This is a genomic window from Herbaspirillum frisingense (assembly GCF_047325095.1).
In the GTDB taxonomy this organism is placed as follows: domain Bacteria; phylum Pseudomonadota; class Gammaproteobacteria; order Burkholderiales; family Burkholderiaceae_D; genus Herbaspirillum; species Herbaspirillum frisingense.
In genome coordinates this window covers 4,858,811-4,872,740 of the sequence record NZ_CP168558.1, presented here as the reverse complement: position 1 = coordinate 4,872,740, position 13,930 = coordinate 4,858,811, and the positions used below count along the sequence as shown (strand labels likewise).

The following is a 13,930-nucleotide window of genomic DNA, read 5'->3' as shown; positions in this document are numbered from 1 at the left end:
CGTGATCCTCGCTTGCCCGGATGATTCTGCGGTCCTGCCTTCCTGCTCTGCTCAGTAGGTGGCGCGGCCACCGGAGAGGTCGAATACGGCACCGGTATTGAAGCTGCACGAGCCCGAGCACAGCCAGGCGCACAGTTCGGCCACTTCTTCCACGGTGCCGAGACGGTGCATGGGGCTCTTGGCGATCATGGTCTGGACGTGGGCTGGCGACATCTGTTCCAGCAGCGCCGTTTTCACCGCCGCCGGGGCGATGGCATTGACCAGGATGCCGGTCTCGGCCAGTTCCTTGCCGAGCGACTTGGTCAGCGCCAGCACACCGGCCTTGGCGGCGCTGTAGGCTGAGGCATTGGGTGTGCCTTCCTTGCCGGCCAGCGAGGCGATGTTGACGATGCGCCCGCGTCCGGCCGCGCGCATGGCCGGGACCACGCTGCGGCAGGCGTGGAAGACGCCCAGCAGGTTGACCTGCACGATGCGATGCCATTCGGCCACGTCGTATTCGTCCAGCGGCACGGTGGGGCCGGCATAACCGGCATTGTTGACCAGGAAGTCGATGCGGCCGGTCTCCACTAGCAACTGATGGACGGCATCCTCGACCGAGCCTGCATCGGTGATGTCCACCTGTTGCTGCCGGTAGGGGGAGCTGGCAGCCTGGTGCAGGTCCCACACCACCACGCGTGCGCCGGCCTCGGCCAGGCGCGCCGCGATGGCCGCGCCGATACCGCCATGGCCGCCGGTGACCACGGCCACGCAGTCACGGAAATCGTAGTTCGCAGTGTCGTAATGCATGCGCTCCGCCCTCAGCGCACGAAGCGGTCGACGTAGTCGCTGCCCAGCCCGACCGCTTCGTAATGCTTGCGGCACATATCGAGCTTGGTGAAGACATCTTCATAGCCTTCGAACTTGCCCCACGGGTCGCAGTAGAACATCACACCGGTGATGTGGAAGTAGGTGATCATTTCTTCCACATCTTCCGGTACGTAGAGGGTATGGGTCTCGCCGGGTGGTTCGAAGACATAGCTGCCCTGTTCGGCGATCCAGTCATGCTCCAGGTAGCGCCATTTCCCCTTGAGCACCATGCCATGGACGGGCGCGGGATGGCGGTGGCGCGAGAGCACGCCGGACTTGCGCACGCGCAGCAGGTTGGTCCAGTAGCCCTGCGAGACATTGAGGCAGAGCGGGCGGAACCAGACGTTGTCGGCCTGCGGTACCCAGACCCGCTCGTCCTCGGGGACAGCGGGGTTGACCACGATTTCCAGCGGGGCTTCCTTGGGGTTGGGGAATTGATAGGGCTGCATCTTCGAGTCAGCCGGCATGAGAGTGCTCATGAGGTCTCCAGTTGGAATATTTGTCTTTTATTGTCCATGATGTGAACAATGCGTCTGCAATATGGTCACTTTGAGTGATCAAAAAGTGAAAGTCAACAGCGCAGTGGCCCGCTTCCGTTTCCACAAAAGCGAGTCACCATCCTTGATATCGATCAAGCGTCAGGCAGACAATGGCAGGCCGAGGCATGTAACACGAGCGCAAGGGCCTGGTCTGGAATGATGAAATTTATGCGCCGATGACGTTCAAGCCATCGGGCGGGAGCGCTGCTGCAGGGGATGGGAAGGTGAGGCCGGGTGTAGGTGCGGGACGTGGCCTGGCACCGTCAGTGGTCCCAGTGGACCTGGGTGAACGTCTCCGCGAGGAAGTCCAGCATTGCCCTGACCTTGGCCGGGAGATGGGCGCGGCTGGGATAGACGGCGTAGATGCCCAGCGAAGGCGTGCCGTAGTCGGCGAGGATGGGGACCAACTGGCCGCTGCGCAGATACTGGTCGATCATGAAGGTGGGCTGGCGCGTGATGCCCACGCCGCCCAGCGCCGCCTGCACGCAGCTGTCACCGTTGTTGGCGTGCATGCGCGAATTCACGCGCACGCTGACCGGTCCTTCCGGGCCACTGAACTGCCATTCATCCTTGCCCTGGTTGTAGCTGTAGCTGATGACCTGGTGCCGCGCCAGGTCGTGCGGATGGGCGGGCGTGCCGTGTTTTTCCAGGTAGGCGGGCGAGGCGCATACCGGCAGGCTGGTGCTGGTGAGCTTGCGGTGGATCAGGGTGGAATCGGCCAGCCGGGCGATGCGAATGGCCAGGTCGTAGCCTTCATCGATGATGTCAACGATGCGGTCCGACAGGGTGATGTCCAGCTCCACCTCCGGGTAACGCTCCAGGAACATCGGCCATAGCGGTGCCAGGTGCAGCACGCCGAAGGTGACCGGGGCGTTGATGCGCAGCAGGCCGGCCGGTCGGGCGGCGCCGGCCGAGAGCAGGTCGTCGGCGGCTTCCAGGTCGGCCACGATCTGCTTGCAGCGTTCGAGGTAGAGACCGCCGGCTTCGGTGAGCGAGAGCCGGCGCGTGGTCCGTTGCATGAGGCGGGAGCCCAGGCGGGCTTCCAGTTCCAGTACGGTGCGCGAGACGGCCGCCTTGGAGATGCCTAGCGCATCGGCGGCCTTGACGAAACTGCCCAGCTCGGCCACGGCAATGAAGCATTCGATTTCACGCAGTTTGTTCAACCCGTCTATCCCCCAGATGGCGCCGCGCCGGCGCCGTCAGGGAGAGACGGGGGCTCAGGCGGCAGCCGGTAGTTGTGCCAGCAGGCTGGAGGCCGTGCCGAAGGCGAAGGCGTCCATGCGCAGGCTATGATACGTCGAACCGCTGTCCAGGTGAACCAGCCGGGTCCAGTCATCGGCCGCGCCCATGGCGAAGAACAGGCTCAGCAGGTGTTCGTCGCTGGGGTGGGTGCGCACCGCGTGCGGGGCCGTGGTCCGGTAACCGAAGAGCGCCTCGAGGTCACCGGCCTGCATGCGGTCCAGGAACCATTGCAGGAATTCCAGCGTATGCGGGGCGTCGCCGGCATCGGCATCGTTGCGACGCAGTTCGCGCAGGTTGTGCGTGAAGCTGCCCGAGCCGACCAGCAGGATGCCTTCGCGGGCCAGCGGTGCCAGCAACTGGCCGACCTGGAAATGATAGGCCGGCGGTTGCTGCGATTGCAGCGACAGCTGGATCACCGGCACATCGGCCTGTGGATAAAGATAACGCAGCGGTACCCAGGCACCGTGATCCAGCCCCCAGCCGTCATCGGTGCTGGCTGGCAGACCGCCATCGCGCAGCCGCCGGGCCACATGTTCGGCCAGTGCGGGTGCGCCTGGTGCGGGGTAGTCCAGTGCATAGAGCGCCTGCGGGAAACCGCCGAAATCGTGGATCACGCGCGGCCTGGCCTGGTTGCCCACGCGCGGGGTGAAGGTCTCCCAGTGTGGCGACATCATCACGATGCCCCGCGGGCGCGGCAGGGCGGCGCCGATGCCGGCCAGCAGCGGACCGGTACGGCCGGGTTCCACGGCCAGCATGGGCGAGCCGTGCGAGACGAACAGCGAGGGCAGGTGGAGGGTATCGGACATGATGGTTTCCTTGAATCGCCTGTGGAAAACTTGATTTCCCGCACGCAAGAACTGAACTAAGAGATATCGACGATCAAACTGAATCTAGATGAATTTTGCCGGGCGCGTGGCCCGGCGGGATGATTTCGGCAAACAGGGCGATCAACTACGCTCTTCACGCTTGAGGGCAAAGGCGCCGTCGCCCAGCAGGAACACGGCGACCAGGCCGACGATCCACAGCGCCAGGTATTCCCAGCCACCCTTGGGGTTGGTGAAGAAGAATCCTGCCTTGCCGTGGACCAGCACGATGGCGCCCAGCAGGTCGGCCGCCAGGGGCAGTGCCAGCCAACGACCGTAGTAGCCCAGCACCAGCGCAATGCCGCCCACCACTTCCAGCGCCATCACGGGATAGGCGAACCAGCCGGGTACACCCAGCGAGGCAAAGAAGCCCACGGTGCCTGCCGGGGTGAAGACGAAGATTTTCAGTCCGGCGTGGACCAGGAAGAAGATGCCCATGGTGACGCGCAGCAGGAAGGCGGCGTAGTCGGCGCGGGTATTGACGGTGACGGTGCTCATGATGATCCCGGGAAGTGTGGAGTGGATGAAGGCAGGCCAGCTATCGTGCGCGCTCTCTGGCGGGCGTGATGGAGATGGGCCATGTCCACACTGTAGGGAAGAATGCGGGCCGGATAAACCGGCCGTGGCGGGATGGATTGTCTTGGCGTGGTTGACAATCCGGTCCCGCCTGTCCTGCTTCAGTCCTCGCTGTCGCGGGAATGCGGCTTGGCCTCTTCGCGGCGGTTGTAGCCGGCCACCATGTCGAAGCGGAACAGGCGGCATTCCAGGGCACCGTTGAAGAACGGGGTCTTGCGCGATTCCTTCAGGCGCATCAGCTTGGGCAGGCCGAGGTCGGCCGAGAACAGGAACACGCTCCAGCCGGCAAAGCGCTGCTTCAGGGTGCTGGAGAAGGCGCTGAAGAATTGCGTGAACAGTTCTTCGGTCGGCAGGGCACGGTCACCACGCACGCCGATCCGTTCGCCGTAGGGCGGGTTGGAGAGGATGATGCCGACCAGCGGCTGGCCATCGGCGTCCAGCGGTGGCTTGATCTCCTGCGCCTCGATCTGCTTGAGCGGTACCTCGAAATGCACGCCGGCACGCAGCAGGTTCTTGCGGGTCAGTTCCACCATGTCGCCAGAGATGTCGCTGCCGAAGAGCGTCGGCGTGGTCGGGATCGGGTTGGGTTTGAAGTCCCCCTTGATGGCGAACCAGGCATCGGCGTCGAAGTTGCTGAACTTCTCGAAGGCGAAGCGGCGACGTGCGCCCGGCGGCACGCCGGCAATCATCTGGGCGGCTTCGGCCAGGATGGTGCCGGAGCCGCACATGGGATCGAACAGCGGCACGCCCGGCTTCCAGCCGGAGGTGCGCAACAGACCTGCCGCCAGGTTCTCGCGCAGCGGGGCGTCACCGGTCTCTTCGCGCCAGCCGCGCTTGAACAGCGCTTCGCCGGAGGTATCCAGGTAGACCGTGAAGTTGTGGGCATCGACGAAGCCGGCGATGCGCATGTCGGGCGTGCGGGTATTGACCGAGGGACGCAGCTTGAACTGGTCGAGGAAGCGGTCGCAGATGGCATCCTTGATCTTGAGCGTGCTGAATTCCAGGCTGCGCAGCGGCGACTTCACGGCGGTGAGGTCCACGCGGATGGTGTGCGAGACCTTGAACCAGTCTTCCCAGGCCTGGGCCAGGGTGAGGTCGTAGATGTCGTTTTCGTTCTTGTAGGAACCGTGACCCATGCGCAGCAGCACGCGGCTGGCGATGCGCGAATGCAGGTTCATCTGGTAGGCCGCCAGCAGCGTGCCGGAGCAGTGCACGCCACCCGGGACCTGGTTGTGCACCTTGAGATTGGCGGCGGGGCCGGCATGGGCGGCGATCTCGTTGAGTTCTTCTGCCAGTGCCGCTTCCAGGCCACGCGGGCAGGGGCAGAAGTAAGAGTATTGGGTGTCTTGGGATTGCATGGGAGTACCTTTTATCCGTTGAAAAACAGGGCTTCAAAAATCAGAACGCCGGGCTTCGCTTCTGTTCATTGCGCAGCCCGGCGTCATTGTACGCTGGCCGCTCAGCCTTTCGCGAAGGCGCGCTCGACGAAATCGAGGCGGTCCTGGCCCCAGTAGCCTTCGCCTTCGTAGACGAACCAGGGGGCGCCGAACACGCTGGCGGCATTGGCTTCATCGGTGAAACGGTCGAACTCGGCCTGCACGCTGGCGGTCTCGGCTGATTTCAGCAGGGCCGCACCATCGTGCTCCTGGGCGTTGGCAATGGCGACCAGGGTATCGGTGTCGGCGATGTTCTTCTGCTCTTCCCAGACGGCGCGCATGATGGCCCCGGTCAGGCGCAGCGACGCGGCGGTGCCGTGCGCGAGCTGGGTAGCGATGATCAGGCGGGCGGCGGTATCGCTGTTGACCGGGAAATAGGCCGGCTGCAGGATCATCGGCTTACCCAGGAATTCGCTCCAGCGCGCCAGTTCCTTGAGGCGATAGGCCTGGCGCTGCGGGGCGCGCTTGGCCAGCGGCAGACCGCCGGAGACGCCGAAGATCTTCGACAGGTCGAAGGGTTTGGGAAGGATCTGCACCTGGTATTTCTCGGCGAGGGCGACGAAACGTTCGTGCCCCAGATAGGCGAACGGAGAATGCGGGGCGAAAAAGTATTCACAGACTTTGCTCATGACCGGCTCCGGAAGGGATGATGGTGTGTGGTGAGAGGTACGTGGCTTGGGGATATCAGAACGGCTTGACGACGACCAGGATCACGATGGCCAGCATCAGCAGCACCGGGACTTCATTGAACCAGCGGAACCAGACGTGGCTGCGGGTATTCTTGCCGTGCTCGAATTTCTTGAGCAGGGAGCCGCAGGCGTGGTGGTAGCCGATCACCAGCACCACCAGGAACAGCTTGGCATGCAGCCAGCCGTTGCCCGGGCCTTTCCAGAATTGCCAGGTGATGGCCAGCAGCCATGCGCCCAGCACCAGCGCCACCAGCGCGGTCATGCCGGTGAAGCGGTACAGCCGGCGCGCCATGCCCAGCAGGCGTTCGCGGGAGACCAGGTCGGTCTCCTGCGCCAGGTTCACGAAGATGCGCGGCAGATAGAACAGGCCGGCGAACCAGGAGGCGATGAAGACGATGTGCAGGGCTTTGATCCAGAGCATGACGGTCCTTGTCGTTGGCGTTCGGGTTGACGTGATCGGTTACTGGCGCACCTGGCCCTGGCCCAGCACCACATACTTCAGCGAGGTCAGGCCTTCCAGGCCCACCGGGCCACGCGCGTGCAGCTTGTCGTTGGAGATGCCGATCTCGGCACCCAGGCCGTATTCGAAACCGTCGGCAAAGCGGGTCGAGGCGTTGACCATGACCGAGGCCGAATCGACTTCGCGCAGGAAGCGCATGGCGCGGGTGTAGTCCTCGGTGATGATGCTGTCGGTGTGCTGGGAGGAATGACGATTGATGTGATCGATGGCCTCATCCATGTCGGCCACCACCTTCACGGCCAGGATCGGGGCCAGGTATTCGGTGTCCCAGTCTTCAGCCGTGGCCGGCTTCAGGAAGGGGTAGTCGGCCAGGATATCGGCCGCTTCAGGGTCGCAGCGCAGTTCCACTTCCTTGACGCGATACAGTTCGGCCAGCGGGGGCAGAACGGCTGCGGCGATGTTGCGCGACACCAGCAGGGTTTCCATGGTGTTGCAGGTGCCGTAGCGATGGCATTTGGCGTTGAAGGCCACGTCCAGCGCCTTGCGGGTGTCGGCCTTGTCGTCGATGTAGACGTGGCAGATGCCGTCCAGGTGCTTGATCATGGGGACCTTGGCTTCCTTGATCAGGCGTTCGATCAGGCCCTTGCCGCCACGCGGCACGATGACGTCCACGTATTCCTGCATGGTGATGAGCACACCGACGGCGGCGCGGTCGGTGGTCTCGACCACCTGCACCGCATCTTCGGGCAGGCCGGCGCCGCTGAGGCCTTCCTTCACCAGCCTGGCCAGGGCCTGGTTGCAATGGATGGCTTCGGAACCGCCGCGCAGGATGGTGGCGTTACCACTCTTGATGCACAGGCCGGCGGCGTCCACGGTGACGTTGGGACGGGCCTCGTAGATGATGCCGATCACGCCCAGGGGCACACGCATCTGGCCGACCTGGATGCCGGTGGGGCGGTATTTCATGTTGCTGATCTCGCCGATCGGGTCGGGCAGGGAGGCGATCTGCTCCAGGCCCTCGGCCATGGTGGCGATGGCCTTGTCGGACAGCGTCAGGCGGTCCAGCATGGCCTCGGCCAGACCATTGGCGCGGGCCGCATCCAGATCCAGCGCATTGGCGGCGCGCAGGGCGTCCGCATCGCGACGGATGGCGGCGGCGATCAGCAGCAGCGCCTGGTTCTTGGCGGCGGTATCGGCACGCGCCATGGCACGCGAGGCGGCACGGGCCTGCTGGCCGATGCGGTTCATGTAGAGTTCGATGTTTTCCATTCTGGTTCCTCCGCAGCGCGATGGGCGCGGCCGTGTTGGTATGTCTGTGTTGCGCGATCTAGATGGGCCTGCCGGCGGCTCAGCGCCCGCGGGCCAGTTTCAGTCCCAGTTGCAGCAGGGCGTCCCACGGGTCGCCGGCGAAGGTGCGGGCGCGCAGGCCCTTGACCATGCGGTCCACCAGGGCGGCTTCCTGCAGGGCCTGTTCCAGCGCGGCCAGGCTGATGCGGCGCAGGGCCGGTTCCATCAGTCGTTCGCGCGGACCCCAGATGCGGTATTCCTTGAGCAGTGCGCCTACGGGCTTGCCCTGGGCCATGCCGGACTTGAGCTTGAGGAGCGTGCGGATTTCCTCGGTCACGGCCCACAGGACCAGCGGCAGGGCCTCGCCTTCACCCTTCAGGCCGTCCATCATGCGCGTGAGACGGGCGATGTCGCCGGAGAGCATGGCTTCGTTGAGCTTGAAGACATCGTAGCGGGCCACATTGAGCACGGCGTCCTGCACCTGTTCGAAACCGAGCTTGCCGGGCGGGTAGAGCAGGGCCAGCTTCTGGATTTCCTGGTGCGCGGCCAGCAGGTTGCCCTCCACGCGGTCGGCGATGAAGTCCAGGCAAGGGCGGTCGGCGCTCTGCTGCTGGGCGGCCAGGCGGTTGCCGATCCAGCCCGGCAACTGGGCGCGTTCTACCAGCGGGATGTCGATGTACACCGCCGCCTGCTGCAGGGCGCCGACCCAGGCCGCCTTCTGCGTGGCCCAGTCCAGCTTGGGCAGGCTGATGATGGTGAGGTTGTCGGGCGAGAGGTTGGCGGCGTAATCCTGCAGGGCCTGGCCGCCATCCTTGCCGGGCTTGCCGGTGGGGATGCGCAGTTCGATCAGCTTCTTGTCGCCGAACAGCGATTGCGACTGGTTGGCCGCCAGCAGTTCGCCCCACTTGAAGCTGCGTTCCACCACCAGCACTTCACGCTCGGTATAGCCATTGGCGCGGGCGCTGCGGCGGATCTTGTCGGCCGCTTCCAGCGCCAGCAGGTGCTCGTCGCTGGCGATCACATAGAGTGGCGCCAGCGATTTGCCGAGATGGGCGTCCAGGGAGTCGTGGCGCAATTGCATGATTGTGCGTGGCCGGATCAGGAATCCGACTGCGCCTTCTCGGTGCTGATGGCCGACTTCGAGGCGGCCAGGCGACGCAGGATCTGCTGCACCAGGTCGGACTGCATGTCGCGGTAGAGCAGTGCTTCCTCGGCCTGCTTGGCCAGTTCCTGGTTCTCGTCATAGGTGATGACGCGACGCAGGGTGATGGCCGTGGGCGGAATCACCACCACACCCTTGGGGTCGGTGACGGAGAAGGTGAAGCGCTGGAACAGCGCATATTCACGCACGCGGCCGTTGGTGTTCAAGGTCAGCACCTGGCGGTCGCGGGAGTCGGCCAACACCTTCAGGTTGGCTTCGGCATCCTTGGCGTCGGCGACCACCTTGGCGCCACTGGCCTCGATGTTGCGCTTGAGTTCCACGCCGACGGCGGAGTTGGGCGCAAAGCCGAGGTAGATGGTCTTGAAGGGCAGGTCGGCCGCGCCGCGCATGTGGAAGCCGCAGGCCGTGAGCATCACGGCAGCGAGGGCCATCAGCAGCCATTGCGAGAAACGCTTGATTTGGACTTGAGCGTGCATGGAGTTCCGTCGGTTGGGTTGGGCCGGATCAGGCGACGATGTTGACCAGCTTGCCGGGCACCACGATCACCTTCTTGGGGGCGCCGGTGAGGAATTTCTTCACATCCTCGTTGGCCAGGGCAGCGGCTTCGATGGCGGCCTTGTCGGCATCCTTGGGAACCGTCACCTCGCCACGCAGCTTGCCATTGACCTGCACCACCAGCTTGAGCTCGCTCTGTTCCAGGGCGGCAGCATCCACCTGCGGCCAGTCGGCGTCGAGGATGTCGCCCTGGGTGGCGGCGTAGCCCAGTTGCTGCCACAGCACGTGGGTGATGTGCGGCGCCACCGGATTGAGCACGCGCAGGAAGATCGAGAAGCACTCCGCCAGCACCGCGTCGCCGGCCGCGCCGGCGGCCGGCTTGGCGGCTTCCAGCGTGTTGAGCATCTTCATGCAGGCCGAGACCACGGTGTTGTACTGGATGCGCTTGAAGTCGTTGTCGGCCTGTTGCAGCACCTTGTGGACTTCACGGCGCAGGGTCTTCAGGCCATCATCCAGTTGGGTCGCGTCGATGGCAGCGATGGCGCCGGCTGCGGTGATGCGCGCGGCATTGTTGTAGCCGAAGGCCCACACCCGGCGCAGGAAGCGGTTGGCGCCTTCCACGCCGGCACCCGACCATTCCAGGGTCTGTTCCGGGGGCGAGGCGAACATGGTGAACAGACGGGCCGTATCGGCGCCGTACTGGTCGATCTGGGCTTGCGGGTCGATGCCGTTGTTCTTGGACTTGGACATCTTCTCGGTACCGCCGATCTCCACCGGCTGGCCGTCGGTCTTGAGGATCGCCGAGACCGGGCGGCCCTTGTCATCGAAGGTCAGTTCCACATCGGCCGGGTTGATCCAGATCTTCTTGCCCGAGGCTTCTTCGCGATAGTAGGTCTCGTTCAGGACCATGCCCTGCGTCAACAGGTTGGTGAAGGGCTCGTCGAACTTGACCAGGCCGAAGTCGCGCATGACCTTGGTCCAGAAGCGCGCGTACAGCAGGTGCAGCACGGCGTGTTCGATGCCGCCGATGTACTGGTCCATGGGCATCCAGTAATCGTTGCGGGAGTCGACCATGGCGTCGTTGCTGCCCGGCGAGGTATAGCGCATGTAGTACCAGGACGAGTCCACGAAGGTGTCCATGGTGTCGGTTTCGCGACGGGCCGGCTTGCCGCACTTGGGGCAGTCGACCTTGAGGAATTGCTCATGCTTGTTCAGGGGATTGCCGCTGCCGTCCGGCACGCAGTCTTCCGGCAGCACCACCGGCAGGTCCTTTTCAGGCACCGGCACGTCGCCGCAATCCGGGCAGTGGATGATGGGGATGGGCGTACCCCAGTAGCGCTGGCGCGAGATGCCCCAGTCGCGCAGGCGGAAGGTGACCTTCTTTTCGCCCAGGCCCTGCGCAGCCAGGTCGGCTGCCACCGCATCGACGGCCGCCTGGTAGCCCAGGCCATCGTACTTGCCGGAGGCGATGGTCTTGCCGGCTTCCTTGTCGCCGTACCATTCTTCCCAGGCGTCGGTGGAGTAGGTCTTGCCTTCCACGCCGATGACCTGCTTGATCGGCAGGTCGTACTTGCGGGCGAAGGCGAAGTCGCGCTCGTCGTGCGCCGGCACGCCCATCACGGCGCCATCGCCGTAGGTGATGAGCACGTAGTTGCCGACCCAGACCTCGACCTTGTCGCCGGTCAGCGGGTGGGTGACGTACAGGCCGGTGGGCATGCCCTTCTTTTCCATCGTCGCCATGTCGGCTTCGATGACGCTGCCTTGCTTGCATTCGGCGATGAAGGTCTGCAGGGCCGGGTTGTTCTCGGCGGCCAGGGTGGCCAGCGGGTGTTCCGGGGCCACTGCGCAGAAGGTCACGCCCATGATGGTGTCGGCGCGGGTGGTGAAGACGAACAGCTTGCCGTCGTTGATCAGCTGGCCGCTGGCGTCCTTGATCTCATGCGGGAAGGCGAAGCGCACGCCGGTGGACTTGCCGATCCAGTTGGCCTGCATCAGGCGCACGCGCTCGGGCCAGCCGGGCAGCTTGGTCTCGACGTGTTCCAGCAGCTCGTCGGCGTAGTCGGTGATGCGGGCGTAGTACATCGGGATTTCGCGCTTTTCGATCACCGCACCCGAGCGCCAGCCGCGGCCGTCGATGACCTGCTCGTTGGCCAGCACGGTCTGGTCGATCGGATCCCAGTTCACGGTGCCGGTCTTCTTGTAGATGATGCCCTTCTCCAGCATCTTCAGGAACATCCACTGGTTCCACTTGTAATACTCGGGACGGCAGGCGGTCATCTCGCGCGACCAGTCGATGGCCAGGCCCATGGACTGCATCTGCGACTTCATGTAGTCGATATTGGAATAGGTCCACTGCGCCGGTGGCACGCCATTGGCCATGGCGGCGTTCTCGGCGGGCATGCCGAAGGCGTCCCATCCCATGGGCATCAGGACGTTGTAGCCGTTCATGCGCAGGTAGCGATACATCACATCGTTGATGGTGTAGTTGCGCACGTGGCCCATGTGCAGCTTGCCGGAGGGGTAGGGCAGCATCGAGCAGGCGTAGAACTTCTTCTTGTCGCGGCCTTGCTTGTCACGGGCGTTTTCGACGGTCTTGTAGGCGTCGATGGCGTTCCAGTGCTGCTGCGCGGATTGTTCGACTTCGGCTGGGCTGTATTTATCTTGCATGACGGGCTGATACGGATGGGATTCGGTTGGGAAGGGAATGCGATTCGAAACCCTGCATTATACCGGCTCGCCACCCCGTCGACGCAGTCTGCGCCGGTCAGGCCCGGGGCTGGCCTGGATGAGGGTTTTCCGACGGGAAACAAAAAAAGCCCGCCCCCCTGGAAAAAGCCGGGGGCGGGCAAAGATCCCTGTGCCAGAGCAGGGCGGCATCAGGGACCGCAGCTACGTGCATCCGGCCGGTCAGGGGGGACGGATCGGCTGGATTCGCGCGGCTGTAGGCAGTGTTGTTGATCGAGCAGACGTATGAAACCATCTTCACGTCGGGCGATGTCGATTCTCGAATTTGTTCTCATCAAATATCGAAAAATTGCGAAAAAGCTATTTTTTTACGATAGAACCGATGAATTTGGCGCCCCTGGTTGGGGGGCAGCCCCCGGGCGTCCCGGCCCCCCGGCCGCCTGCGGCATACCGCATGCCGGTCGCGCATGGTCATGAGGTAGTAACAATCGGACGGCATCATGAAATCGTTTTCATTTGCCCCCGGTGCCGCCGTGCGTCCCTCCATCAAACAAGTTGCCCATCTGGCCGGTGTGTCCATCGCCACGGTGTCCCGCCTGCTCAACAAGCCTGGTTCGGTGAGCGCGGAAACGGCCGAGAAGATCCATCGCAGCATCGCCGAACTGGGTTTTCGGCCCAATTTCACCGGTCGCAATCTGCGGGCCGGCAATTCGCGCACCGTGGGGGTGGTGGTGCCGACGCTGTCCAACACCGTCTTCGCCCAGTGCCTGCAGGGCATCGAACTGGCGGCGCGCGCGCTGGATTACTCGGTGATGTTTACCACCACCGAATACCTGCCGGAGGAAGAATCGGCGGCCGTCGAGCTCTTGCTGGGGCATCGGGTGGACGGGGTGATCCTGACGGTGGCCGATGCCGGCTCCAATGCCACGCTGGACCTGCTGGAGCGTGAACGCATCCCTTTCGTCTTGACCTACAACCAGCTGGCCACGTCCGGCCCGACCACCCATCGCGCTTCGGTCTCGGTGGACAACCGCGCCGCCGCCTGTGACGCGGTGGCCCACCTGATCGGGCTGGGCCATCGGCGTATCCAGATGCTGTCGGGACGCTTCAATGCGTCCGACCGTGCCATGCAGCGCTATTACGGCTATCTCGATGCAATGCAGGCGGCCGGCCTGGCGCCGCTGCCGGCCATCGAAGTGGAGCGCCATACCCTCACCGCCGCCACCGACTACCAGCAGATGATGGCCGACCCGCTGCAGCGCCCGACCGCGCTGTTCTGTTCCAACGACCTGCTGGCGCTGAGTGCCATGCGCGACCTGCGCGCACTGGGTCTGCAGGTGCCGGGCGATATCTCGGTGATGGGCTTCGACGGCATCCCGGTCGGCGCCCTGATGGCTCCGGTGCTGGCCAGCGTGGTGCAGCCTTCCGAGCGCATCGGTGATGTCGCCCTGCGCACGCTGGTGGAAGCCATCGAGCGTGCCGTGCCGGCGGCTGCCGAGGGCCCGTCATTGCAGTCCCCGCAGTCCCCGCAGTCTGCCCAGCCGGCGCTGCGTCACATCCTGCCGCATGTACTGCGCGAGGGCGGGTCGGTGGCGCCGCCGCCGGCTGCACATTCGCTGTCCTGAATTTTGTCGTGCTTTCGTTGTTCAA

General features: G+C 64.4%; 13 protein-coding genes. 1 reads left to right on the top strand and 12 read right to left on the bottom strand.

Annotated features, from left to right (window positions below):
- Window positions 1-51: 51 nt before the first annotated feature.
- From ACEOAC_RS22215 to leuS, 12 genes are all read right to left on the bottom strand, one after another.
- Window positions 52-786, bottom strand: a complete 735-nt coding sequence (locus ACEOAC_RS22215; RefSeq protein WP_413628584.1) for an SDR family NAD(P)-dependent oxidoreductase — start codon at window positions 784-786, stop codon at window positions 52-54.
- 11 nt (window positions 787-797) lie between these two features.
- Window positions 798-1,325: a 2,4'-dihydroxyacetophenone dioxygenase family protein gene (locus ACEOAC_RS22210; RefSeq protein WP_234295435.1), complete on the bottom strand. Its 528-nt coding sequence runs from the start codon at window positions 1,323-1,325 to the stop codon at window positions 798-800.
- Between the two features lie 323 nt (window positions 1,326-1,648).
- Complete coding sequence (locus tag ACEOAC_RS22205; RefSeq protein ID WP_413445696.1) at window positions 1,649-2,548, bottom strand: LysR substrate-binding domain-containing protein; 900 nt, start codon at window positions 2,546-2,548, stop codon at window positions 1,649-1,651.
- A gap of 54 nt (window positions 2,549-2,602) precedes the next feature.
- On the bottom strand, window positions 2,603-3,433 hold the full coding sequence (locus tag ACEOAC_RS22200; protein WP_182993745.1) for a dioxygenase: 831 nt from the start codon (window positions 3,431-3,433) through the stop codon (window positions 2,603-2,605).
- A 141-nt stretch (window positions 3,434-3,574) separates the two neighbouring features.
- On the bottom strand, window positions 3,575-3,988 hold the full coding sequence (locus tag ACEOAC_RS22195) for a DoxX family protein (RefSeq protein ID WP_102661657.1): 414 nt from the start codon (window positions 3,986-3,988) through the stop codon (window positions 3,575-3,577).
- A 179-nt stretch (window positions 3,989-4,167) separates the two neighbouring features.
- The gene (locus ACEOAC_RS22190; protein WP_241811266.1) at window positions 4,168-5,424 is read right to left on the bottom strand and encodes a THUMP domain-containing class I SAM-dependent RNA methyltransferase; all 1,257 of its coding nucleotides are present in this window, start codon (window positions 5,422-5,424) and stop codon (window positions 4,168-4,170) included.
- 101 nt (window positions 5,425-5,525) lie between these two features.
- Entirely contained in the window at window positions 5,526-6,131 is a 606-nt protein-coding gene (locus ACEOAC_RS22185) for a 2-hydroxychromene-2-carboxylate isomerase (protein ID WP_413443753.1), read from the bottom strand.
- Window positions 6,132-6,186: 55 nt separating this feature from the next.
- Entirely contained in the window at window positions 6,187-6,612 is a 426-nt protein-coding gene (locus tag ACEOAC_RS22180) for a CopD family protein (RefSeq protein WP_006461815.1), read from the bottom strand.
- 39 nt (window positions 6,613-6,651) lie between these two features.
- Window positions 6,652-7,920, bottom strand: a complete 1,269-nt coding sequence (locus ACEOAC_RS22175) for a glutamate-5-semialdehyde dehydrogenase (protein WP_413443752.1) — start codon at window positions 7,918-7,920, stop codon at window positions 6,652-6,654.
- Window positions 7,921-7,999: 79 nt separating this feature from the next.
- Window positions 8,000-9,019 (bottom strand): DNA polymerase III subunit delta, encoded by a 1,020-nt coding sequence (gene holA, locus ACEOAC_RS22170; protein ID WP_077237446.1) that lies wholly within the window; start codon window positions 9,017-9,019, stop codon window positions 8,000-8,002.
- Between the two features lie 17 nt (window positions 9,020-9,036).
- Window positions 9,037-9,576, bottom strand: coding sequence for an LPS assembly lipoprotein LptE (lptE, locus tag ACEOAC_RS22165; protein WP_077237445.1), 540 nt, complete (start codon window positions 9,574-9,576; stop codon window positions 9,037-9,039).
- 28 nt (window positions 9,577-9,604) lie between these two features.
- Entirely contained in the window at window positions 9,605-12,262 is a 2,658-nt protein-coding gene (gene leuS / locus ACEOAC_RS22160) for a leucine--tRNA ligase (protein WP_413443751.1), read from the bottom strand.
- 551 nt (window positions 12,263-12,813) lie between these two features.
- On the opposite strand from leuS, the gene ACEOAC_RS22155 reads away from it, so the two are divergent.
- Window positions 12,814-13,905 carry a LacI family DNA-binding transcriptional regulator gene (locus ACEOAC_RS22155; RefSeq protein WP_006461810.1) on the top strand — a complete coding sequence of 364 codons (1,092 nt, stop codon included), beginning with the start codon at window positions 12,814-12,816 and terminating at the stop codon, window positions 13,903-13,905.
- Window positions 13,906-13,930 lie beyond the last annotated feature (25 nt).